The organism is Chelativorans alearensis, assembly GCF_010993735.1.
Lineage (GTDB): Bacteria > Pseudomonadota > Alphaproteobacteria > Rhizobiales > Rhizobiaceae > Chelativorans > Chelativorans alearense.
The window spans coordinates 15,370-38,299 of record NZ_WQNI01000004.1; the positions used below are offsets into that span (position 1 = coordinate 15,370).

A 22,930-nucleotide genomic window follows, 5' to 3' on the forward strand; every position below is an offset into this window, starting at 1 on the left:
GGGGAGAGGTGGCCGCCCCCGGGTCTCGCCTTCGGCGAGCCCGAGGACAGGCTCCACCGGTCGGAGTGGGGGGCGATGCGATGTCGTTAACCTGAGTTCGGAGCCCTGATGACGAAGCGGGGACGTGCGCGCCGCTCTATCGCGCCCCCTCACTCCGCCGCTTCCCGCTTCCTGCCCGGCCGCCGCTCCAGGAGCTCGCGCAGGAACTGGCCCGTATAGCTCCGCTTCTCCGCCATAACATCGTCGACGGAGCCCGCGACCACTAGCTCCCCGCCGCCGTCGCCGCCTTCGGGGCCGAGGTCGAGGATCCAGTCGGCGGTCTTGATGACCTCCAGATTGTGCTCGATGACGACGACCGTGTTGCCTTGGTCGACGAGCTCGTGGAGGACTTCGAGGAGCTTTGCCACGTCGTGGAAGTGGAGGCCGGTGGTTGGTTCGTCGAGGATGTAGAGGGTCTTGCCGGTGGCGCGTTTGGAGAGTTCCTTGGCGAGCTTGATGCGTTGGGCTTCGCCGCCCGAAAGGGTGGTGGCCTGTTGGCCGACGTGGATGTAGCCGAGGCCGACGCGGGCGAGGGTCGTCAGCTTGTCGCGCACGGCGGGCACGGCGGAGAAGAACTCGACGCCTTCGTCGACCGTCATCTCCAGGACGTCGGCGATGGACTTGCCCTTGAAGGTGACCTCCAGCGTCTCGCGGTTGTAGCGCTTGCCGTGGCAGACGTCGCAGGTCACGTACACGTCCGGCAGGAAGTGCATCTCGATCTTGATGACGCCGTCGCCCTGGCAGGCTTCGCAGCGCCCGCCCTTGACGTTGAAGGAGAAGCGGCCGGGCTGGTAGCCGCGCGCCTTGGCCTCGGGCAGGCCGGCGAACCAGTCGCGGATGGGGGTGAAGGCGCCGGTGTAGGTGGCCGGATTGGAGCGCGGGGTGCGGCCGATGGGCGACTGGTCGATGTCGATGACCTTGTCGAGGAACTCCAGCCCCTCGACGCGGTCGTGCTCGGCCGGGTGCTCTCTCGAGCCCATGATGCGGCGCGAGGCGGCCTTGTAGAGCGTCTCGATCAGGAGCGTCGACTTGCCGCCGCCCGACACGCCGGTGACGCAGGCGAAGGTGCCGAGCGGGATGTCGGCGGTGACGTTCTTCAAATTGTTGGCGCGGGCGCCGACGACGCGGATGCGCCGCTTCTTCGGGATATTGCGGCGGTTCTCCGGCATGGGGATGGCGAGATCGCCGGTGAGGTACTTGCCGGTGATCGAGGCGGGGCTGGCCATGATGTCGCCGGGAGTGCCCTCGGCGATGATGCGGCCGCCGTGGATGCCGGCCGCGGGGCCGATGTCGACCACGTAATCGGCGGTGAGGATCGCATCCTCGTCATGCTCGACGACGATGACCGTGTTGCCGAGGTCGCGCAGGTGGCGGAGCGTGGCGAGCAGGCGGTCGTTGTCGCGCTGGTGCAGGCCGATGGACGGCTCGTCGAGCACGTAGAGCACGCCGGTGAGGCCGGAGCCGATCTGCGAGGCAAGGCGGATGCGCTGGCTCTCGCCGCCCGACAGCGAGCCGGAGTTGCGCGACAGGGTCAGATAGTCGAGGCCGACGTCGTTCAAGAAGTTGAGGCGATCGCGGATCTCCTTCAGGATGCGCGTGGCGATCTCGTTCTGCTTGACGTTGAGCTTTTCCGGCAGGGTGTTGAACCAGTCGCCTGCCTTGCGGATCGACATCTCCGTGACCTCGCCGATGTGCAGGCCGGCGATCTTGACGGCCAGCGCCTCGGGCTTCAGGCGGTGGCCGCCGCAGGCGGGGCAGGGGTAGGCCGACATGTAGCGCTCGATCTCCTCGCGCATCCAGGCAGATTCGGTCTCCTTCCAGCGCCGCTGCAGGTTGGTGACCACGCCCTCGAACGGCTTGGTGGTGCGGTATGAGCGCAGGCCGTCGTCATAGTCGATGACGATCTTCCTTTCGCCCGTGCCGTTGAGGACGGCCTCTCTCGCCTCGTCCGACAGCTCCTTCCAGCGGTTGCCGACCTTGAAGCCGTATTCCCTGCCCAGCGCCTCCAGCGTCTGCAGGTAGTAGGGCGATGTCGATTTGGCCCACGGCGCGATGGCGCCCTCGCGCAGGATCGCGTTCTCGTCCGGCACCACGAGATCGGGATCGATGGCGCGCTGGCTGCCGAGCCCGTCGCAGGAGGGGCAGGCGCCGGCGGGGTTGTTGAAGGAGAACAGCCGCGGCTCGATCTCCGGAATGGTGAAGCCGGAGACGGGGCAGGCGAATTTTTCCGAAAAGATGAGGCGCTCGTGCGTCTCGTTCTTCGACTTGTTGGCGCCGCCGCCCTCGGCGGTCTGCGCGTCGGGCAGGGGGCGGTCGGCGTATTCGGCCACCGCCAGCCCTTCCGACAGTCTGAGGCAGGTCTCCAGCGAATCCGCGAGCCTTGTAGCAAGGTCCGGGCGCACCACGACGCGGTCCACCACCACGTCGATGTCGTGCTTGTATTTCTTGTCCAGCGCCGGCACGTCGGCGATCTCGTAGAACGCGCCGTCGACCTTGACGCGCTGGAAGCCTTTCTTCTGCAGCTCGGCCAGCTCCTTGCGGTATTCGCCTTTCCTGCCGCGCACGATGGGGGCGAGGATGTAGAGCCGGGTTCCCTCCTCGAGCGCCAGCACCCGGTCGACCATCTGGCTCACCGTCTGGCTTTCGATGGGAAGGCCCGTCGCCGGCGAATAGGGCACGCCGACGCGGGCGAAGAGCAGGCGCATATAGTCGTAGATCTCGGTGACGGTGCCGACCGTCGAGCGCGGGTTCCTCGAGGTGGTCTTCTGCTCGATGGAGATGGCCGGCGACAGGCCGTCGATCTGGTCGACGTCCGGCTTCTGCATCATCTCCAGGAACTGCCGGGCATAGGCCGACAGGCTCTCCACATAGCGCCGCTGGCCCTCGGCATAGATGGTGTCGAAGGCGAGCGACGACTTGCCGGAGCCCGACAGGCCGGTCATGACGATCAGTTTCTCGCGGGGGAGATCCAGATCGACGTTCTTCAGATTGTGCTCGCGCGCGCCGCGAATGGAAATCAGCTTGTGGTCGGGCATGCCCCGTCGCTGCCTTGTCTAAACTATAAGGGACGGCCGGCAGGCGCCGGCCGGGCTTCATTTAGGGATGCGAAGCTCGCCACAAAAGGCGCAGGCCGCAACCCTGCCGCCAGGCTAATCATGGATAACCCCGGCATCTTTTCCAGCTTTTCCCTTCAAGGGCAAGTAGAAAGAACAAAGAACGAACGGTATCCTGACATCTTCCTGTCGACGGTGGAGCCGCTTTCGGCCGATCACAATTCGCGCCGTGGGGGCGGCAGGCCTTGACGGGTGGCCCCATGTGGGCGCAAAGTCGCCTCGTCCGCTGGCCAAGACGGGCGCCGGGGCAACCTGGCGCTGACGTGTGGACGGTGAGATCAGGAGCAACGAACCAGGAGGGAGGCATGACTCCACCCGACTGTCCGACAGGCTCCACCTTGAGCGTGGAGCCACAGCCGACCCTGGGCTGAGAGGCTTGCCACGCGCGGCTCCGGAGGCAAGGCGCTTTTCCGGAACGGCGTTGATCGGAAGCCGTAGCCTGTGCCGCGACGGCAGAGGCGTCAGATCTCCAGACGGCTGCTTACAATACATCGATAACTTGTATGCTGGACGAACGCGAGTGATGTCGCGCGTCCTGACCAACGCCGGTAAAATACTCCCGGCACGAAAAAATGAAAGTGGCCCCTGCGCGCCCGAGATGAAGCGGCGGCGGGGCCTTTCCCTGTCCGCATATCCCTTTTGCGGCGGCCGATCGCCGGGCAAGCATCGAAGCATCTTGCAGCGGCGTGAAAATCGCGCTATGAACAAAAAGAGAACAAAATTGTGTTGTGGACGGACGGACGCTTCGCCCGTTGGAGCGAGCATGTGTGCGGTGGATCGGATAAGGTCGCGATGGCTCCGACGGGAGTTGCCGGCTTTACCTGCAGTGCAGGCCGGCCTTTAGGGACGCGTAATTTCGGACGAGTGGAGTGATGCCATGGCGGGCAGCGTGAACAAGGTCATTTTGGTGGGCAACCTGGGAGCCGATCCGGAGATCCGGCGGCTCAATTCCGGCGATCCGGTTGTCAATATGCGGATTGCCACCTCCGAGACGTGGCGCGACCGCAACACGAGCGAGCGGCGCGAGCGCACCGAGTGGCACAATGTCGTGATCTTCAACGACAACCTCGCCAAGGTGGCCGAGCAGTATCTGAAGAAGGGCATGAAGGTTTATATCGAGGGCCAGCTTCAGACGCGCAAATGGACCGACCAGTCCGGCCAGGACCGCTATACGACCGAGGTCGTGCTGCAGAAATACCGCGGCGAACTGCAGATGCTGGATTCGCGCGGCCAGGGCGGCGAAGGGCAGGTGGGCTATGGCGGCGGCGCGCGCGGCTCCGACTTCGGCCAGTCGGGCCCGGCCGAGAACGCCGCCGGCGGCGGCGGCGGTTATTCGCGCGACCTGGATGACGAGATTCCGTTCTAGTTTGCCGCCGCGCCCCTTCGCGGAAGGAGGCCGGGGATTGACGGTTGGCGCGCTGCATGGTCGGGCCTTGGCGCAGGCGGCAGCTTGTGCCGGCATCCTGTTTCTTTCCGCCGCAACCTCCATGGCCGGTGAGGCCGATGTCGAGGCCGTGGATATCCGGCCGGAGGCGGGCGGCACCTATCGTTTCGACGTCACCGTTGCCCATGGGGACGAGGGCTGGGACCATTATGCCGACCGGTGGGAGGTGTTGGACGAGGATGGAACCGTTCTTGCCACCCGCGTCCTTGCGCATCCGCATGTGGACGAGCAGCCCTTTACCCGCAGCCTTAGCGGCGTCGCGGTGCCCGAGGGCGTGACGCATGTCGTCGTCCGCGTCCGCGATTCCGTCCACGGCCATGGCGGGGGCGAGGTGAGGCTGGCGCTGCCGGACCGGTGACGGCGAAGCGCACCGCGTTGCACCGGACCGGCGGGAGGAGGGCGCTTTGAGGCACTCCGGTGGAGACGCGTGCGGCGCGGAACTGTTCGGAAGGGTCTCGGAAGGCAGCTTCGAGGCGGCCGCCGCCGGGCATCTGAAGGTGGTCGCCGCCGACATGGAGCGTCGGCGCGCCCTTCTTGCGGCCAGGCGCAGCGATGCCGGTGGCCTTGTCGGCATCTCCTGGAACGACATCCCGGGCGGCTTCGGCTACCTGGTGGACGCCATTGGCATCTTAAGGCTTTTTTGCATCCGGTCGGGATTGGCCGGTGCGGCCTCCTACGGCGCGGTGTGTCCTTTAGACCAGTTCATCGTCTCATGGAATCGATGAACTGGTCTAACTCCTTGTTTTGTCACAATTCCGAACGGAAAACCGGTTTCCACTTTTCCTGGAATTGCTCCAGGACGTACAAAGGACACTGTCGTTATTGGATCTGCGCATCGCGCTTTCCGAAAACCGATTCCGATTTTCGGGCGATGTGCTGGCCGGCGATCATGTCTGTAATCGGGCATGGCAACCCCGCCTGCGGTCAGGATTTCTTTCCCGGGTTAAGCGGAAATGATGCGCTGTGCGGGCGGGCGGCGTTTCTTCCGCCACATCGGTGCTCCATGTAAGCCATGCCGCCCGCTGGCGAACCCGTCGGGGCGGCGTTGCGGTTTGGGATGCGCCCAGCCCGCCGGACGAAGACGTTTAAAAGGATCAAGGAATAGATGATCGCAAACGGTTCGAAAAAACTGCTCATGGCGGCGTGCCTGTCGGCCGGTCTCGCCTTCGCACTCCACGCGTTGGCCCAGGATGCCAACCAGCCCTCCGAACCGGCCATGGAGGCGCCGGCAGTCACCGACGAGAAGCTGCAGTCCTTCGCCGTCGCCTTTCTCGAGGTCGAGAACCTGAAGCAGCAATACACGCAGCAACTGCAGGAAGCCGGCGACGATGCCGAGCGCCAGCAGCAGCTCCAGAACGAGGCCGGCGAGAAGATCCTGCAGGCCGTGGAGGAGACCGACGGCATCTCGGTCGACGAGTACAACCAGATCATCCAGTCGGCACAGGCCGACCCCGATCTGGCGCAGCGGCTGACGGACGCGATCGGCCAGGCAAGCCAGTAAGCTGCGGTGGCGGCGGGCCGGCGCCGACGCCAGCCCGCCGCACATCGCGGTGGAAACCTTCGTCGGGTCGTGCCTCAGTTTGGGTTTCGGCAGTGGGTGTGGAAGACCGTCCTTCGTCTTCCACATCGGAACGAGAAGGTTGCGGACTAAGCGGTCGTCGCGAAGCCGATTGCCGAATGACGTGTTCGGAGGCCGTTACGAGACTGTCTGCTTACGAGCGCCGACCTGCACAAGCGGACATGGCCACGAAACCGTTTATCATGACACCTGTATCTCCCGCGTCGAGTCACCGCTGCACCGGGAAGACCATGTGAATTACGCGGTCGCCCTGAACGCATACCGTTGGGTTGCCGAGTAGGACGTCGTTTGAAGAGAGTTGACCGAAGAAGGGGCGGTTGCCCTCACCCATCACCACCGGAACCAGGTTGACGGCTACCTCGTCCAGCAATCCGAGGTCCAGGCACTGCTTAGCGATGGTCCCTCCGGTGACGGAGACGACGCGGTCGCCGGCAATCTCCTGGGCACGTACGATCGCGGCTTCCACGCCGTCCGTCACGAAGGAGAACGGCGCGTCGGGGTGAGCGTCGACCCAGTCCGTAGGGACGTGATGCGTGACCACGACGACGGGGACATCCAGCGTGTGTCGGCCGTGCCAGCCCTTGGTCACGTCGAACAAGGTGCGACCGCAGACCAGCACCCCGAGAGAGGAGACCCACTGCCGCCAGAACTCCGCGCTGGGCGGGCTGAGGTGGACCTCGAAGTCTCCGGCCGGGGTCGGCAAGGCGACCTCGCCGTTCTGAAGCCAGTCGAACAACCGGCCGATCGTGTTGTCCTGTTTGGCGACGTAACCGTCCAGAGACATGATCGCTTGCGCTTGCACTATACCCATCGAATCAGCCTCCTCAGCCACGTTGCGATCGGTAGATCTGCACTATGTCCCAAGGACGAAAGGCCGTGGCGTCTCACGACAATCCGGGGAAACTCTTTTTCTGCGCCGTGCCGCACCTTAATTTCGGCGCGGATATCCGAGCGAACCAATTAGCAAGCGATGTGTTTATCAACTGGCCACGCAGACCACTTCTCAGACGTCGCATTTGGGGCGTACAGCGGTCGTTCCTGAGGTGTGGCGGGAACGACTGGACCGGGCTCAATATTGTAGTTGGCATGCGACAGCCCTTTGACCGGTTTGCGGACGAAGCCGCCATTCGCCAGGTCGGCTGAACTTTTGCCTTGCGGATCTGGCTCAGCGTTCGGAGAAAAGCAGATTTGCGCCGAGCGCTATCAGAACCGATCCGGAAGCGCGTCGCATCCAACGACCGGCCGATCGCGATTTCTTCAGAAAAGACGAGACTTTGTCCGCGAAGATCACACACGAGATTTCGGCGAGGGTAAAAATCATGTTCGCGATAATGCCCAACAGGATAATCTGGAGCCAGATCGGATAGGATGCATTCCGGTCCGAAAACTGTGGCAGAAAAGCAATGAAGAACACAGCGGACTTCGGGTTGGTCAACTCGACGATCAAGCTCTCCTTGAGAGCGCGGATATGCGAGTGTGGTTGCGACTTCAGGCTTTGCCCCGTGTCCTGTTCCTCGGTCATCAAAAACTTGATACCGAGCCAGAAAAGATAGGTTGCGCCGACGATTTTCAGAGCGAGATAGGCGGTTGGCACCGCGACAAGGAACAAACTCAGTCCGAACGCCGCGGCGACGATATGAACATAGCTGGCGAAGTGCGTTCCAACCGCTGAAAACCAGCCGGCCTTCTGGCCCCGTCCCATCGATTGAGCGGCGATATAAAGCAGCCCCGGCCCCGGCGTGATGGAAAGGAGCAGGGCGGTCAGCAGAAACGGCAGCAGATATTCCAACCCGGGCACAAGGCACCTCCACCCGATCCGACGCGATATCGGCGCCGATCCGGTATCATCGAAAAACCGCCGATGATGGATCAATCAATGTGATTTTCGCCGTGCAGGCAAGCGGAAACGGACAGAGCGGCAAGAGGGCGGGCGACAGCCCAGCGACCGGCTTGCGGACCTAGCGGTCATCGCCAAGCCGATCGCCGAATGGCGTGTTCGGGGCCGGGAGCTGATCATCCGCTTTCGGCTCTGGAAGGCGGATAGCGGACATTCTATCAGGTGGATCCGAAGTCACTGGCCACCTGTGGCGATTTCCAAGCCTTGTGAGATATTACCCGGTTTGAGCTGAATCCCAGACATCGCTGTGCAACGATACGCGTGATAGGTTGCCAAAGCACGCATGCCCGGAAGGTCTCTTGGACAATGGCTATAGAAACGCGCTCCCCACGCCTCGCTGTGCTAATCGACGCCGACAACGCTTCGGCCAAGATCGTCGACGGACTTTTCGATGAAATCGCGAAGATAGGTGAGGCAAGCGTTCGGCGCATCTATGGCGACTTTGCCAGCTCAAGATCGAAAGCGTGGATTGATGTCTTGGCACGGCATGCAATCATTCCGCAGCAGCAGTTCGCTTACACGACCGGCAAAAATGCCTCCGATATTACCCTCGTCATAGATGCGATGGACCTTTTGCATAGCGGCCGTTTCGACGGCTTCTGTTTGGTCTCGTCCGACAGCGACTTCACGCGGCTCGCCGCTCGTATTCGTGAACAGGGCGTCGATGTCTTTGGGTTCGGGGAGCAGAAGACGCCAGAGAGCTTCCGGCAGGCTTGTCGACGCTTCACCTACACCGAGAATTTGCTCCCGGATGCGCCTGCCAATGTCGAGGCTGCAGGCAGCAGAGCCAAGCCCCTTCAGCCGCCGAGCGCGGCCACACCCATCATCCGGCGCGTTCTCGATCAGATGGAGACAGAAGACGGCTGGGCACCGCTTGGGGCTGTAGGAACGCAGCTGGCTAACCTGTCGTCGGATTTCGATCCGCGCAATTTCGGCTTCCGCAAGCTGAGCGATCTTGTCCGCAAGACTAACGCCTTCGAGATCGAGCATCCAGAAGGGCGAGCCGTCCGTATCCGCGAAAAGCCAGCACCGAAGAGAGCCTCAACGAGTCGGAAATCGTAATTGGCCTCGTGGGCAACAGAGTCAAACGCTGACAGTTGATCGAATTACCTTTGTACGGCAGAACTGGGGCCGTAAACGGTCTGACCGCTTACGGCGTCCTGCGAATTCGACCTTGTGAGAACGAACTTCCGCAGAGGGTCGAGAGCCGAAATTCAACTGAGACACTACCCTTCGTCGCGTGGGCGGGATGGTGCTGCGGATGTGGCGCCTCGGTGGATTGGCCGGAGGCCGATTTTGCCGATGGCGCTGCCTGGCCGTGGATCCTCGGGCAAGGAGTGAAAACTGGCCTGAGGGCAGGGCGGTCTATCGCGGGTCGGCAATCCAACGCCGGCCCAACCGGTGCGCGATGCCGCTTCTCTATGCGTCCGCCGGTGCAGCCGGCCTCGCCAAATGTGGCCGTTCCGCGGCGGTTCATGCCGCACGTGCGAACAAAAGCGCTATCTTCTTGAAATTTCGCGCCATTTCCACCGTGAATAACGCCGGTTCCCGTTGGAGAATCGGTGCTGCTTCCTATATAAGGAAGGGAATGATTCTCATAGCTGAATGTGACCTGATTTGACCGACCAGACGACGCCGCGCGGGCCGGGCGAGCCCGACGACATCGAGCCCATCTCCATCATCGAGGAAATGCAGCGCTCCTATCTCGATTACGCCATGAGCGTGATCGTGAGCCGGGCGCTGCCCGACGTGCGCGACGGGCTGAAACCCGTGCACCGGCGCATCCTCTACGCCTCGCACGAGAGCGGCTATCACTGGAACCGCAAATATGTGAAGTCGGCGCGGCCCGTCGCCGATGTGATGGGTAAATACCACCCGCATGGCGACGCGGCGATCTACGATGCCCTCGTGCGCATGGCGCAGCCGTGGTCCATGCGCCTGCCGCTCATCGACGGGCAGGGCAATTTCGGCTCCATCGACGGCGATCCGCCGGCGGCCATGCGTTATACGGAATCGCGCCTGACCAAGGTGGCGCACGAGCTTCTGGAGGATATCGACAAGGAGACGGTCGACTTCCAGGACACCTATGACGGTGCGGCGCAGGAGCCGCGCGTGCTGCCGGCGCGCTTTCCCAACCTGCTCGTCAACGGTTCCGGCGGCATCGCCGTCGGCATGGCGACCAACATCCCGCCGCACAACCTGACCGAGGTGGTGGACGGCAGTATCGCGCTCATCGACGATCCGGCGATCGAACTTTCGCGCCTGATGGAGATGATACCGGGGCCGGATTTCCCAACCGGCGGCATCATCCTCGGCCGCTCCGGCATCCACAGCGCCTATTCCACGGGCCGTGGCTCCGTCATCATGCGCGGCAAGGTGGAGATCGAGCAGATCCGCGGCGAGCGCGAGGCCATCATCGTCACCGAGGTTCCCTACCAGGTGAACAAGGCGATGATGATCGAGAAGATGGCCGAACTGGTGCGCGACAAGCGCATCGAGGGCATCTCCGACATCCGCGACGAGAGCGACCGCCTGGGCTACCGCGTGGTGGTGGAACTGAAGCGCGACGCCAACGCCGAGGTCATCCTCAACCAGCTCTACCGCTTCACGCCGCTGCAGACCTCCTTCGGCTGCAACATGGTGGCGCTCAACGGCGGCAAGCCCGAGGTGATGACGCTCCTCGACATGCTCAGGGCCTTTGTCGCCTTCCGCGAGGACGTGGTGAGCCGCAGGACGAAGTACCTGTTGCGCAAGGTGCGCGACCGGGCGCATGTGCTGGTCGGCCTGGCGATCGCCGTGGCGAATATCGACGAGGTCATCAAGCTCATCCGCCGCGCGCCCGACCCGCAGACGGCGCGCGAAGAGCTGATGGAGCGGCGCTGGCCGGCAGAGGAGGTCGAATCGCTGATCCTCCTCATCGCCGACCCGCGCCACAAGGTGAACGAGGACGGCACCTACAACCTTTCCGAGGAGCAGGCCCGCGCCATCCTCGACCTGCGCCTGCAGCGGCTGACCGCCCTCGGCCGCGACGAGATCGCCGACGAATTGAACAAGATCGGCGCCGAGATCCAGGAATTCCTCGAGATCCTCTCCTCGCGTGCCCGCATCCAGCAGATCGTCAAGGACGAGCTGACCGCCGTTCGCGACGAGTTCGGCACGCCGCGCCGCTCGGTGATCACCGAGGGCGGCGCCGACATGGAGGACGAGGACCTCATCCAGCGCGAGGACATGGTCGTCACCGTCACGCACAAGGGCTACATCAAGCGCGTGCCGCTGTCGATCTACCGGGCGCAGGCGCGCGGCGGCAAGGGCCGCTCGGGCATGTCGACCAAGGACGAGGATTTCGTCACGCGGCTGTTCGTGGCCAACACGCACACGCCCATCCTCTTCTTCTCCTCGCGCGGCATCGTCTACAAGGAGAAGGTCTGGCGGCTGCCGCAGGGCACGCCGCAGTCTGTCGGCAAGTTCCTGCGCAACATGCTGCCGCTCCAGGAGGGCGAGCGCATCACCTCCATCATGCCGCTGCCGGAGGACGAGGAGAGCTGGGACGCGCTTCACGTGATGTTCGCCACCACGCGCGGCACCGTGCGGCGCAACAAGCTGTCCGACTTCGTGCAGGTCAACCGCAACGGCAAGATCGCCATGAAGCTCGACGAGGAGGGCGACGAGATCCTCGGCGTCTACACCTGCACCGAGGACGACGACGTGCTTCTGACGGCCGCTTCCGGCCAGTGCATCCGCTTCTCCGTCACCGACGTGCGCGTCTTTGCCGGGCGCAACTCGGTCGGTGTGCGCGGCATCAACCTGGCCGACGGCGACCGCGTCATCTCCATGGCGATCCTCGGCCACGTGGAGGCCGATGCGGCCTTGCGCGCGGCCTATCTGAAACAGGCGGCCGCCGAGCGGCGGCTGGCCAATGGCGGCGAGGAAGAGGAGATCGCGCTCACCAACGAGGAGGTGGGCGAGGAGGCCGACCTGTCGCCCGAGCGCTACGAAGAATTGAAGGCGCGCGAGCAACTGGTGCTCACCGTCAGCGAATTTGGCTACGGCAAGCGCTCGTCTTCCTACGATTTCCGCGTCATCGGCCGCGGCGGCAAGGGCATCCGCGCCACCGACATCTCCAAGCGCGAGGAGATCGGCCCCCTGATCGCCGCTTTCCCGGTGGCGCCGGAGGACCAGATCATGCTGGTCTCCAACGCCGGCCAGGTGATCCGTGTCCCGGTCGACGGTATCCGCATCGCCAGCCGCGCCACCAAGGGCGTGACCATCTTCAACACGGCGGACGGCGAGCGGGTGGTCTCGGTCGAGCGGATTTCCGAGCCGCAGGGCGAGGACGAGGCGGAGGAGGGCGCCGCCGCGCCGGAGGCGCCGGAGGACGGAACCCCGCAGGCATAGGGCGCGTGTCTGGCCATGGCGTGCGGCGCGGTCTAGGCTGCGCCCCATGCAGGTCCATACGCTTGATCACCTCGTGCTCACTGTCACGGATGTGGCGGCGACATGCCGGTTCTACGAACGCGTGCTGGGGATGGAGCCGCGCGAGGAGCGGCCAGGCAAATGGTCGCTGCACTTCGGCGCCCACAAGATCAGCCTGCAGGATGCGCGCGCCGCGCCGGGCATCGCGCGCAACACGGTCCCCGGAAGCGGCAATTTCTGTCTGCTGACGGACATGCCGATGGCGGCGGTCGTTGCGCGTCTGGCTCGTGAAAGGGTGGAGATCGTGGCAGGCCCCGGCGAACGCCAAGGCGCCACCGGTCCCCTCATGTCGGTTTACTTCAGGGATACGGACGGCAATCTGGTGGAGGTCAGCAATCGGCTTTCAGCCGGCTGAAGCAGCGCTATATCCGTCTTTCCGATGTCACCAGCGATAATCGGTTCGATCGGACCTGATCCGGTTCTCCAGCCTTACGCGCTGCGCTTCCTGGTGAAGGCCGAACGCGGTGGCGATCAGCATGGCAAGGGTCATTGCGGCTGCGAGCGTGAAGATCAGCATCGGTCTGCCTCCTTGGCATCATAACGGGCGACGGCTCGTTTCTGTTCCGCCATGACCGCCCCAACTGACGCCACCTTCGCAGAGGCGGCGGGAACGGGCCCTGAACGTTCCGTTTAGGTTCTGTTCATCCAAGGGTGGCCCGACGGACCTTGGCCCCGGACACTGCACCTTGCCTTTGCCGTCCGTCTGTGGCTTCGTTCACACATTGCCACGAGGACTGCTCCATGCCGGACCATGCCGCTCTCATCTCCTATATCGTCGCCTGCTTCATCATCGTCATCGTGCCGGGGCCGTCGGTGACGGTCATCATCGCCAATTCGCTGCGCCATGGCGCGCGCGCCGGGCTGCTCAACGTGCTCGGCACGCAGGTCGGTCTCGTGCTCATGATTGGCGTTCTGGCCTTCGGCCTGGCGGCGATCGTCGGCGCCATGGGCAGCATCTTCGAGGTCCTGCGCCTGATCGGCGCGGCTTATCTCATCTGGCTCGGTATCCGCATGTGGCGCTCGGACGGCTCGCTCGGCGGCGCGGACACGGTGCCGGTGGGCCGCTCCTTCGTGCTGCAGGGCTTCATCGTCATCTGGTCGAACCCCAAGGCATTGCTCTTCTTCGGCGCCTTCATTCCCCAGTTCGTCAATCCGGCGGGCAATCCGGTGTGGCAGACCATGCTCCTCGGCGCGATCTTCATGGCGGTCGCCACGGTGAGCGATTCGCTATACGCGTTCGCCGCCAGCGGGGCCGGCGCGCGGCTGACAAGGGCGCGGGTGAAGCTTGTCGAGCGCATCTCCGGCACCTGCCTCATCGGCGGCGGCCTGTGGCTGGCGCTGTCGCGCCGGTGAGGGGCGATTTGAGGGCATCGGGGCGAATTGCCTTCGCCTGCAAGGCGCGATAGAAGCTCGGCCATGACGACGCGCACCGCCTTCTATGCCGGCTCCTTCGACCCGCTGACCAACGGCCATCTGGACGTGCTTAAGGGCGCGCTCACGGTGGCCGATACGGTCGTCCTCGGCATCGGCCTGCATCCGGGCAAGACGCCGCTTTTTTCCTATGAGGAGCGGGCCACGCTCATCAAGCGTGCCGCGGAGGACGAACTGGACGAGGACGGGGCGCGCATCGAGGTCGTCGCCTTCGACAATCTCGTGGTGGACGCGGCGCGCGCCCATGGCGCCTCCATCATGATCCGCGGCCTGCGCGACGGCACCGATCTCGACTATGAGATGCAGATGGCCGGCATGAACGAGACCATGGCGCCGGACCTGCAGACCGTGTTCCTGCCGGCAAGCCCGTCCGTGCGCACCATTACCGCCACACTCGTGCGCCAGATCGCATCGATGGGCGGCGATATCACGCCCTTCGTTCCGGCCGTCGTGGCGCGCGCGCTGAAAGCCAAGTTCGCCGCCTGAGCCGAAAAATCCAGGAGACTATCCTCATGCGCCTTCTTTCCTTCGCAGCACCTTTTTGCCTCGCCGCAAGCCTTGCGCTCGCCGGCCCCGCCCAGGCGGCGGAACCGGAGGATACGCTCGTCATCGAGCTCAGCGGCGGCACGGTGGAGATAGCGCTGCGCACGGACCTTGCCCCTCAGCACGTCGAACGCCTCAAGACGCTGGCGCGCGAAGGCGCCTACGACAATGTCGCCTTCCACCGGGTGATCGACGGCTTCATGGCGCAGACCGGCGATGTGGAGTTCGGCGACATGGAGGAGGGTTTTGATCCGCAGCGTGCCGGTACCGGCGGCTCGGCGCTGCCCGATTTGCCGGCGGAATTCTCCGACGCGCCCTTCGAGCGCGGAACGGTGGGGATGGCGCGGTCGCAGGACCCCAACTCGGCCAACTCCCAGTTCTTCATCATGTTCGCGCCGGCACCGCACCTTAACGGCGGCTACACCGTTGTGGGTGAGGTGGAATCCGGCATGGAACATATCGACCAGATCAAGAAGGGCGATCAGGCCGCGAATGGCGCGGTCGCCGACCCCGACCGCATGGTGCGCGTCACCGTCGCCGCCGACGAATAGGAAAGGACTATCCCAGATGGCCGAAATCAAAGACCCGGAAAACACCATTCTCATGGAAACCACCAAGGGCAGGGTGGTGATCGAACTCATGCCCGGCCTCGCGCCGGCCCATGTGGAGCGCATCAAGGAGCTGACGCGCGACGGCTTTTACGACGGCGTCGTCTTCCACCGCGTCATCGAAGGTTTCATGGCGCAGACGGGCGACCCGACAGGCACCGGCATGGGCGGTTCGAAAAAGCCGGATCTTGCGGCCGAGTTCTCCAACACGGCGCACGAGCGCGGCACCTGCTCCATGGCGCGGTCGCAGAACCCCAACTCGGCCAACTCGCAGTTCTTCATCTGCTTCGACCGGGCACCGTGGCTCGATCGGCAATATTCGGTCTGGGGCCAGGTGATCGAGGGCATGGAAAGCATCGACGGCCTGAAGCGGGGCGAGCCGGTGCGCGAGCCCGATTCGATCGTTTCGATGAAGGTCGCGGCGGATGTGACGGAGTGAGTAGGGAGTAGTGAGGTAGTGAGTAGTGAAGTCTTCGCTACTCGCTGCTCACTACTCACTATTCACTACTCGCTACTCACTCACCCATGCGTGTCGACCTCTTCGACTTCGAGCTGCCGGAAGACCGGATCGCGCTGCGGCCGGCGAGCCCGCGCGATTCCGCGCGGCTGCTTGTGGTCGGGGACGGGCTCGAAGACCGTATCGTGCGCGACCTGCCGCAGCTCTTGCGGGCGGGCGATGCGCTGGTGTTCAACGACACCAAGGTGATTCCCGCGCGGCTCTCGGGCCTGCGCAGGCGCGGCGAGGCCGTGGCGCATATCGAGGCGACGCTGCACATGCGCACCGGCCCCGACCGCTGGAAGGCGTTCCTGAAGCCGGCGAAGCGGGTGGCGGTGGGCGAGCGCATCCAGTTCGGCCATGACGGCGAAAGCTGCTTTCTGGGAACGCTGGAAGCGACTGTGGCCGAGAAAGGCGAGGGCGGCGAGGCATTGCTGGTCTTCGACCTTTCCGGCCCCGTGCTCGACGAGGCGATTGCCGCTGCCGGGCATATGCCGCTGCCGCCCTATATCGCCTCGAAGCGGCCGGACGACGAGCGCGACCAGGCGGACTACCAGACCATCTATGCCCGCGAGGAGGGGGCTGTCGCGGCCCCTACCGCCGGCCTCCACTTCACGCCGGGACTGTTCGCCGCGCTCGATGCTGCCGGCATCGAGCGCCATTTCGTGACGCTGCATGTGGGCGCCGGCACCTTCCTGCCCGTCAAGGCGGACGACACCGCGGCGCACAGGATGCACGCCGAATGGGGCGAGGTGGGTGCCGGGACGGCCGAAGCCCTCAACGCCGTGCGTGCGCGGGGCGGGCGCATCGTCTCGGTCGGCACGACGTCGCTCAGGCTCCTCGAAAGCGCGGCAGGGGCAAGCGGCGAGATTGCCGCCTGGTCCGGCGCGACCGATATCTTCATCGTGCCCGGCTACCGGTTCCGCGCCGTCGACGCGCTGATGACCAATTTCCACCTGCCGCGCTCGACGCTCTTCATGCTGGTCTCGGCCTTCAGCGGGCTCGAGACGATGAAAGAGGCCTACCGCCACGCCATCGAACATGGTTATCGCTTTTATTCCTATGGCGATGCTACCCTGCTTTTCAGGAAAGACAGTTGAGCGACACCTTCACATTCCGCGTGCTTGCGAGCGACGGCCAGGCTAGGCGCGGCGAGATTTCCATGCCGCGCGGCACGGTGCGCACGCCCGCCTTCATGCCGGTCGGCACGGCGGGCACGGTCAAGGCCATGTATATGGACCAGGTGCAGGCGGTGGGCACCGATATCGTCCTCGGCAACACCTACCATCTGATGCTGCGGCCGGGGGCCGAGCGGGTGGCGCGGCTCGGCGGCCTGCATGAATTTGCCCGCTGGCCGCATCCGATCCTCACCGATTCGGGCGGCTTCCAGGTCATGTCGCTGGCCGCGCTCAGGAAGATCCGGGAGGAGGGCGTGACCTTCCGCTCCCATGTGGACGGGCAGGTCTACGAGATGTCGCCGGAGCGCTCCATCGAAATCCAGGGCCTGCTCGACGCCGACATCCAGATGCAGCTCGACGAGTGCGTGCGCCTGCCGGCGCCCCGAAAGGATGTCGAGCGGGCGATGGAGCTGTCGCTGCGCTGGGCCGAGCGCTGCAAGGACGCCTTCGGCGACCAGCCGGGCAAGGCCATGTTCGGCATCGTCCAGGGCGGTATCGATCCCGATCTTCGCGCGCGCTCGGCGGCCGTGCTCTCGGCCATGGACCTGAAGGGCTATGCCGTCGGCGGCCTTGCCGTCGGCGAGCCGCAGGAGGTGATGCTCGAGGTGCTGGAGGCGACATGCCCGGCGCTATCGGCGGAAAAGCCGCGCTACCTGATGGGGGTGGGTACGCCGGACGATATCCTGAAGTCCGTCGCCCGCGGCATCGACATGTTCGACTGCGTGATGCCGACAAGGGCCGGCCGCCACGGCCTTGCCTATACGAGGCGCGGCAAGATCAACCTGAAGAACGCCCGCCACGCCGAGGACCCCCGGCCGCTGGACGAGGAGAGCGACTGCCCCGCCGCCCGCGACTACTCCCGCGCCTACCTGCATCATCTGGTGAAGTCGGGCGAGGCGCTGGGCGCCATGCTGCTCACCTGGAACAACCTTGCCTACTACCAGCGGCTCATGGCCGACATCCGTGCGGCGATCGAGGAAGGGCTGCTTGAAGAGCGGGCCGCCGGGATGCGGGAAGAATGGGCGCGGGGGGATTTGGCGGCGCTGTAGGTGCTTGGCTTTAGATGGGATGCCGGCGCCCCCGCACTCTGCCTATTTCGCAGGCAGAACCGTGCGATCGCGTGTAGAAATCGCGGGCAGAATGGTCGCCGAACGGGCATTCGCATGTAACTTATAGAAATAGCTTGCGTTTCGGATGCAGGCTGGCTGAAATGCTTTTCAGGAAGGAGCATTTCTTGGCCATGTTCGATGAGATGCGCCTGGGAGATCGGGCAAGACAACCATACGAGGCTTACGAGAACTGGTTCCACGGCCAGGACCCGGCACGGCTGAACGAGAAGTCGCAGGATGCCGAAAAGGTCTTCCGCCGCACCGGCATCACCTTCGCCGTCTATGGGGAGGCGGAGGCGGCCGAGCGGCTTATCCCGTTCGATATCGTCCCGCGCATCCTCTCCGGCAAGGAATGGCGGCGCCTGGTCCAGGGGATCGAGCAGCGCGTGCAGGCGCTGAATGCCTTCCTCTACGATATCTACCATCGGCAGGAGATCCTGCGGGCCGGCCGCATCCCGAAGGAGATCATCGCCTGCAACGAGGCTTTCCTGCCGGAGATGATCGGCGTGCGCCCGCCCGGCGGCGTCTACACGCACATCATCGGCGTCGACATCGTGCGCACCGCCGAGGACGAGTTCTACGTGCTGGAGGACAATGCCCGCACGCCGTCGGGCGTCTCCTACATGCTGGAGAACCGTGAGACGATGATGCAGCTCTTCCCGGAGCTGTTCCAGAAGGTGAAGGTGCTGCCGGTGGAAAACTACCCGCAGCTCCTGCGCGATTCGCTCGCCGCCGTCCGGCCGGCCAACTGCGATGGCTCGCCCACCATTGCCGTCTTGACGCCGGGCAGCTTCAACTCGGCCTATTTCGAGCACGCCTTCCTGGCCGACCAGATGGGCGTGGAGCTGGTCGAGGGGCCGGATTTGCGCGTGGTCGACGGCCGCGTGGCCATGCGCACCACCCAGGGCTACAAGAGCATCGACGTGCTCTACCGCCGCGTCGACGACGACTTCCTCGACCCGCTGACCTTCAATCCCGATTCCGTGCTCGGCGTTCCCGGCATCATGGACGTCTACCGCGCCGGCAACATCGCCATCGCCAACGCGCCGGGCACGGGGATCGCCGATGACAAGGCGATCTACTCCTACATGCCCGAGATCGTGGAGTTCTACACCGGCCGCAAGGCGATCCTGCGCAACGTGCCGACCTGGCGCTGCTCAGAGCCGGCGAGCCTCTCTCACGTCCTCGACAATCTGCACGAACTGGTGGTGAAGGAGGTGCACGGCTCCGGTGGCTACGGCATGCTGGTCGGCCCGGCGGCTTCCGCCAAGGAGCGGGAGGCTTTCGCGGCCAAGCTCAAGGCCAGGCCCGCCAACTACATCGCCCAGCCGACGCTTTCCCTGTCGACCTGCCCGGTGCTCACCGAAAGCGGGCTGGCGCCGCGCCATGTGGACCTGCGCCCGTTCGTATTGGTGTCGGACCGCATCCGCACGGTGCCGGGCGGGCTGACGCGGGTGGCGCTTAAAGAGGGTTCGCTGGTCGTAAACTCCTCACAGGGCGGGGGAACGAAAGACACATGGGTGCTGGATGATTGAACAGGCGCGGAGCTGACAATGCTTCTGGGGCGCGCGGCCAATGGCCTTTACTGGATGCACCGGTATATCGAGCGGGCGGAGAATATGGCCCGTCTCGTCGATACCGGCCATCGCCTTGCCTTGACGCAGACGGGCACGGCGTCGGACGAATGGATATCGGTGCTCACCAGCGCCGGCGCGCGCGAGGCTTTCGAACAGGAGGAGCGGCCCCACGATACGGCGAGCGTGACGGATTTCCTTCTGCGCGACCTCTCGAACCCGTCCAGCGTGATGGCCTCCATGGAGACCGCCCGCATGAACGCGCGCATGGTGCGCACGGCGCTGACGCGCGAGACCTGGGAGAGCATCAACGAGGCCTGGATGGCGCTCCGCCGCATGCTCATGCGGCCCGTCGACGAGCGGGACCTGCCGGCCGTGCTCGACGCCATCAAGCGGGAGACCGCGCTCATCCGCGGTGCCTTCCACGGCACCATGCTGCGCAACGAGATATTCGATTTCGCCCAACTCGGGACGCTGATCGAACGCGCCGACAACACCGCGCGCATCCTCGACGTCAAATATTACGTGCTCCTGCCTTCGGTCGCATGGGTCGGCTCGCCGCTCGACAATCACCAGTGGCAGACCATCCTGCGTTCGGTCTCCGCCCAGCGCTCCTACCGCTGGATCTACGAAGGCTACGAGCCCACCAGCATCGCCGATTATCTCATCCTCAACCGCCGCATGCCGCGCTCGCTTGCCTTCTGCTACCGCGGCATCTGCGACGCGCTGGAATTCCTGGCCGAGGAATACGGCACCCGGCATCAAAGCCACGACATGGCCGCCGCGAAGCGGGAAAAGCTGCGCTCCGCTTCCGTTTCCGACATCTTCGAGGAGGGCCTGCACGAGTTCCTGAAGGATTTCATTCGTGACAATGGCGCGCTGGGCGATCAGATTGCCACGGACTATCGTTTCTACTGACCAGGAACCCTTGGCCGACCCACATGCGCCTGAAAATCTCGCACCGCACCGAATATCAGTATGACGCGCCGCTGTCCTACGCCCTGCAGCGGCTACGGCTGTTCCCGAAAAGCGGCCCCACTCAGAATGTCGTGGAGTGGGCGCTTTCCATCGAGGGGGCGCGCGAGGAAGTGCGCTACGACGACAGCTTCGGCAACGACACGCGCCTTCTGAGCATCGAGGGGACGCCGCATACCATCGCCATTGCCGCCTCCGGCGTGGTCGAGACGAAGGATACGAACGGCGTTTCCGGCCGGCATTCGGGCCTTGCGCCGCTTTGGCTGTTCTGCCAGGAAACCCCGCTGACAGCGCCGGGCCCGGGCGTAGCGAGGCTCATCGAGGCGGTTGGCGGCGATGAGGGCATCGACCGTCTGCACGCCCTGATGGGGCTGGTGCGCGAGGGGGTGTCCTACGTGACGGGCACCACCAGTGCGGTGACGACGGCGGAAGAGGCGCTGACGCAAGGGCAGGGGGTGTGCCAGGACCATGCGCACATCTTCCTGTCGGCCGCGCGCCGCATGGGGTTTCCCGCCCGCTATGTGAGCGGCTATCTGCGCCTCGACGGCGCCGACGAGCAGACGGCGAGCCACGCCTGGGCCGAGGCGCATGTGGAAGGGCTCGGCTGGGTCGGCTTCGACTGCTCCAACGGCATTTCGCCCGACGAGCGCTATGTGCGCGTGGCGACGGGCCGCGACTATCGCGATGCCATGCCGGTCATGGGGATTCGTCTGGGCCAGGCTGAAGAACAGCTTGCGGTCCAGATCAGTGTCGAGCAGTAATCTGACACGGAGAATCGCAACGGGACGTTCGGGCGCATGACCTACTGTGTCGGGCTCAAGATCGATAGCGGACTGGTGTTCATGTCCGACACGCGAACCAATGCCGGCGTCGATAACGTGTCGACCTTCAGCAAGATGCATTGCTGGTCGAAACCGGACGAACGCGTGCTCGTGCTCCTGTCGGCGGGCAACCTTGCCACCACCCAGGCCGTCATCAGCCTTCTCGACGAGCGCACCAAGGCGCCGAAGGAGCGGGCGCCCTCGCTATTGAAGACGTCGTCCATGTACCAGACGGCCAAGCTCGTCGGCGACGCGCTGAAGGAGGTTATCCGCGAGGCCGCGCCCGCCGGCCAGAACGCCGATGCCTTCGGTGCCTCTTTCATCCTCGGCGGGCAGATCCGCGGCACCGAACCGCGGCTCTTCCTCGTCTATCCGGAAGGCAATTTCATCGAGGCCGGCCCCGACACGCATTTCTTCCAGATCGGCGAGACCAAATACGGCAAGCCGATCCTGGTGCGCGCGCACGACCCGAAGATGAGCTTCGAGGAGACGGTGAAGCTCTTGCTCGTCTCCTTCGATTCGACGCTGAGGTCCAACCTCTCGGTCGGTCTGCCGCTCGACCTGCTCTACTACCCGCGCGATAGCTTTCGCGTCGGCTTCGAGAAGCGGATCGGACAGGACGACCGCTATTTCCGGACGGTCGCCGAGGGCTGGTCGAGCGCGCTGAAGGCCGCGTTCAAGAGCCTGCCCGATTTCAAGCCCTGATTTCTCGCGCGGGCGCGTGCGCGCGGTTGCACCTTTCTTATATTTTCGTTTCTGCTATAACGCAGGCAAAACGAAAATGGGGATAGGCAGTGTTTCTCGCGCCGCGCCATGAGGAAATCCTCCAGATCGCCAAGGAAGAGGGCCGTGTCACGGTCGACGGGCTGGCCGCCCGCTTTCGCGTGACGCCGCAGACGATCCGCAAGGATCTCAACGACTTGTGCGACCAGCGGCTGTTGACGCGCATCCATGGCGGGGCGCTCCTGCCGTCAGGCATCGAGAACATGGAATACGAGGCGCGCCGCGAGCTCAGGGCGGAAGAAAAGAGCGCCATCGGCCGCGCGGCGGCGGAGCTCATTCCCGACAAGGCCTCGCTTTTCATCAATATCGGCACGACGACCGAAGCTGTGAGCGATGCGCTGCTCGACCATCGCGAGCTCATGGTCATCACAAATAACATCAATGTTGCCAATAGGATGCGGGTTTATCCGGCGTTCGAGGTCATCATCGCCAGCGGGGTGGTGCGCGGCTCCGACGGGGGCATCGTCGGCGAGGCGGCGGTCGATTTCATCCGCCAGTTCAAGGTGGACTACGCGGTTATCGGCGTCTCGGCGATCGACGAGGAGGGCGCGCTTTTCGATTTCGATTTTCGCGAGGTGAAGGTCGCCCAGGCGATCATCGCCAATGCGCGCCACGTCATTCTGGTCTCCGATTCCTCGAAATTTGACCGCAGCGCCCCCGTGCGTATCGGCCATGTCTCGCAGATGGACACCTTCATCACCGATCGCTGCCCGAGCGCCGCCTTCCGCGCCGTGTGCGGGGAAGCGGGCGTGCGACTTGTGGAAGCCTGCCGGTAATTCTCACCGGTGCCTGTCTTCATTTGACATTCACAATGTTTTCGTTTAGTTTCATTTTCAGGGAGAGGTGCTTTCCATATTGCCACGGGAG

22 protein-coding genes are annotated in these 22,930 nt (G+C 64.4%); 18 read left to right on the forward strand and 4 right to left on the reverse strand.

Features of this window, described 5'->3' with window-relative positions; genetic code table 11:
* Positions 1 to 149 precede the first annotated feature (149 nt).
* A complete protein-coding gene (gene uvrA / locus GPJ75_RS07375) occupies positions 150 to 3,074 on the reverse strand; it encodes an excinuclease ABC subunit UvrA (protein ID WP_163266684.1) in 2,925 nt (974 codons plus the stop codon).
* Between the two features lie 955 nt (positions 3,075 to 4,029).
* Between uvrA and GPJ75_RS07380 the strand changes: the two genes are divergently transcribed.
* The 4 genes from GPJ75_RS07380 (at position 4,030) to GPJ75_RS07395 (ending at position 6,097) form a co-directional block, all read left to right on the forward strand.
* Positions 4,030 to 4,518, forward strand: a complete 489-nt coding sequence (locus tag GPJ75_RS07380) for a single-stranded DNA-binding protein (RefSeq protein WP_163266686.1) — start codon at positions 4,030 to 4,032, stop codon at positions 4,516 to 4,518.
* Between the two features lie 37 nt (positions 4,519 to 4,555).
* Complete coding sequence (locus tag GPJ75_RS07385; protein ID WP_425483125.1) at positions 4,556 to 4,954, forward strand: hypothetical protein; 399 nt, start codon at positions 4,556 to 4,558, stop codon at positions 4,952 to 4,954.
* A 46-nt stretch (positions 4,955 to 5,000) separates the two neighbouring features.
* On the forward strand, positions 5,001 to 5,321 hold the full coding sequence (locus GPJ75_RS07390) for a hypothetical protein (RefSeq protein WP_163266688.1): 321 nt from the start codon (positions 5,001 to 5,003) through the stop codon (positions 5,319 to 5,321).
* A gap of 380 nt (positions 5,322 to 5,701) precedes the next feature.
* A complete protein-coding gene (locus GPJ75_RS07395) occupies positions 5,702 to 6,097 on the forward strand; it encodes a DUF4168 domain-containing protein (protein ID WP_163266690.1) in 396 nt (131 codons plus the stop codon).
* Between the two features lie 286 nt (positions 6,098 to 6,383).
* Here GPJ75_RS07395 and GPJ75_RS07400 read toward each other — a convergent pair whose 3' ends face one another.
* Positions 6,384 to 6,986: a dihydrofolate reductase family protein gene (locus GPJ75_RS07400; RefSeq protein ID WP_163266692.1), complete on the reverse strand. Its 603-nt coding sequence runs from the start codon at positions 6,984 to 6,986 to the stop codon at positions 6,384 to 6,386.
* A gap of 354 nt (positions 6,987 to 7,340) precedes the next feature.
* Positions 7,341 to 7,973 (reverse strand): LysE family translocator, encoded by a 633-nt coding sequence (locus tag GPJ75_RS07405; RefSeq protein ID WP_163266694.1) that lies wholly within the window; start codon positions 7,971 to 7,973, stop codon positions 7,341 to 7,343.
* Between the two features lie 405 nt (positions 7,974 to 8,378).
* Here GPJ75_RS07405 and GPJ75_RS07410 point away from each other — a divergent pair, with 405 nt between their 5' ends.
* From GPJ75_RS07410 to GPJ75_RS07420, 3 genes are all read left to right on the forward strand, one after another.
* On the forward strand, positions 8,379 to 9,134 hold the full coding sequence (locus tag GPJ75_RS07410; protein WP_163266696.1) for an NYN domain-containing protein: 756 nt from the start codon (positions 8,379 to 8,381) through the stop codon (positions 9,132 to 9,134).
* A gap of 555 nt (positions 9,135 to 9,689) precedes the next feature.
* Entirely contained in the window at positions 9,690 to 12,467 is a 2,778-nt protein-coding gene (gene gyrA / locus GPJ75_RS07415; RefSeq protein ID WP_163266698.1) for a DNA gyrase subunit A, read from the forward strand.
* 46 nt (positions 12,468 to 12,513) lie between these two features.
* Positions 12,514 to 12,900, forward strand: coding sequence for a VOC family protein (locus GPJ75_RS07420; protein WP_163266700.1), 387 nt, complete (start codon positions 12,514 to 12,516; stop codon positions 12,898 to 12,900).
* A 27-nt stretch (positions 12,901 to 12,927) separates the two neighbouring features.
* Here the strand turns inward: GPJ75_RS07420 and GPJ75_RS27575 are convergent, their stop codons facing one another.
* Positions 12,928 to 13,062, reverse strand: a complete 135-nt coding sequence (locus GPJ75_RS27575; RefSeq protein ID WP_281354756.1) for a hypothetical protein — start codon at positions 13,060 to 13,062, stop codon at positions 12,928 to 12,930.
* A 224-nt stretch (positions 13,063 to 13,286) separates the two neighbouring features.
* Here GPJ75_RS27575 and GPJ75_RS07425 point away from each other — a divergent pair, with 224 nt between their 5' ends.
* The 11 genes from GPJ75_RS07425 (at position 13,287) to GPJ75_RS07475 (ending at position 22,839) form a co-directional block, all read left to right on the forward strand.
* On the forward strand, positions 13,287 to 13,898 hold the full coding sequence (locus tag GPJ75_RS07425) for a LysE family translocator (protein ID WP_163266702.1): 612 nt from the start codon (positions 13,287 to 13,289) through the stop codon (positions 13,896 to 13,898).
* A gap of 63 nt (positions 13,899 to 13,961) precedes the next feature.
* Positions 13,962 to 14,462 (forward strand): pantetheine-phosphate adenylyltransferase, encoded by a 501-nt coding sequence (gene coaD / locus GPJ75_RS07430; protein ID WP_163266704.1) that lies wholly within the window; start codon positions 13,962 to 13,964, stop codon positions 14,460 to 14,462.
* Positions 14,463 to 14,488: 26 nt separating this feature from the next.
* On the forward strand, positions 14,489 to 15,070 hold the full coding sequence (locus GPJ75_RS07435; RefSeq protein WP_163266706.1) for a peptidylprolyl isomerase: 582 nt from the start codon (positions 14,489 to 14,491) through the stop codon (positions 15,068 to 15,070).
* A 16-nt stretch (positions 15,071 to 15,086) separates the two neighbouring features.
* Positions 15,087 to 15,566: a peptidylprolyl isomerase gene (locus GPJ75_RS07440; protein WP_163266708.1), complete on the forward strand. Its 480-nt coding sequence runs from the start codon at positions 15,087 to 15,089 to the stop codon at positions 15,564 to 15,566.
* An 86-nt stretch (positions 15,567 to 15,652) separates the two neighbouring features.
* Positions 15,653 to 16,723: a tRNA preQ1(34) S-adenosylmethionine ribosyltransferase-isomerase QueA gene (gene queA / locus GPJ75_RS07445; protein WP_163266710.1), complete on the forward strand. Its 1,071-nt coding sequence runs from the start codon at positions 15,653 to 15,655 to the stop codon at positions 16,721 to 16,723.
* Positions 16,720 to 17,850 carry a tRNA guanosine(34) transglycosylase Tgt gene (gene tgt / locus GPJ75_RS07450; RefSeq protein WP_163266713.1) on the forward strand — a complete coding sequence of 377 codons (1,131 nt, stop codon included), beginning with the start codon at positions 16,720 to 16,722 and terminating at the stop codon, positions 17,848 to 17,850. The genes queA and tgt overlap by 4 nt, the downstream gene beginning before the upstream one ends.
* A gap of 185 nt (positions 17,851 to 18,035) precedes the next feature.
* A complete protein-coding gene (locus GPJ75_RS07455; protein ID WP_425483126.1) occupies positions 18,036 to 19,445 on the forward strand; it encodes a circularly permuted type 2 ATP-grasp protein in 1,410 nt (469 codons plus the stop codon).
* 18 nt (positions 19,446 to 19,463) lie between these two features.
* Entirely contained in the window at positions 19,464 to 20,402 is a 939-nt protein-coding gene (locus GPJ75_RS07460; protein ID WP_163266715.1) for an alpha-E domain-containing protein, read from the forward strand.
* 23 nt (positions 20,403 to 20,425) lie between these two features.
* The gene (locus GPJ75_RS07465; RefSeq protein WP_163266717.1) at positions 20,426 to 21,220 is read left to right on the forward strand and encodes a transglutaminase family protein; all 795 of its coding nucleotides are present in this window, start codon (positions 20,426 to 20,428) and stop codon (positions 21,218 to 21,220) included.
* Positions 21,221 to 21,256: 36 nt separating this feature from the next.
* Positions 21,257 to 21,985, forward strand: coding sequence for a proteasome-type protease (locus GPJ75_RS07470; RefSeq protein WP_163266720.1), 729 nt, complete (start codon positions 21,257 to 21,259; stop codon positions 21,983 to 21,985).
* 89 nt (positions 21,986 to 22,074) lie between these two features.
* Complete coding sequence (locus GPJ75_RS07475) at positions 22,075 to 22,839, forward strand: DeoR/GlpR family DNA-binding transcription regulator (RefSeq protein WP_163266722.1); 765 nt, start codon at positions 22,075 to 22,077, stop codon at positions 22,837 to 22,839.
* The last annotated feature ends 91 nt before the right edge of the window (positions 22,840 to 22,930 follow it).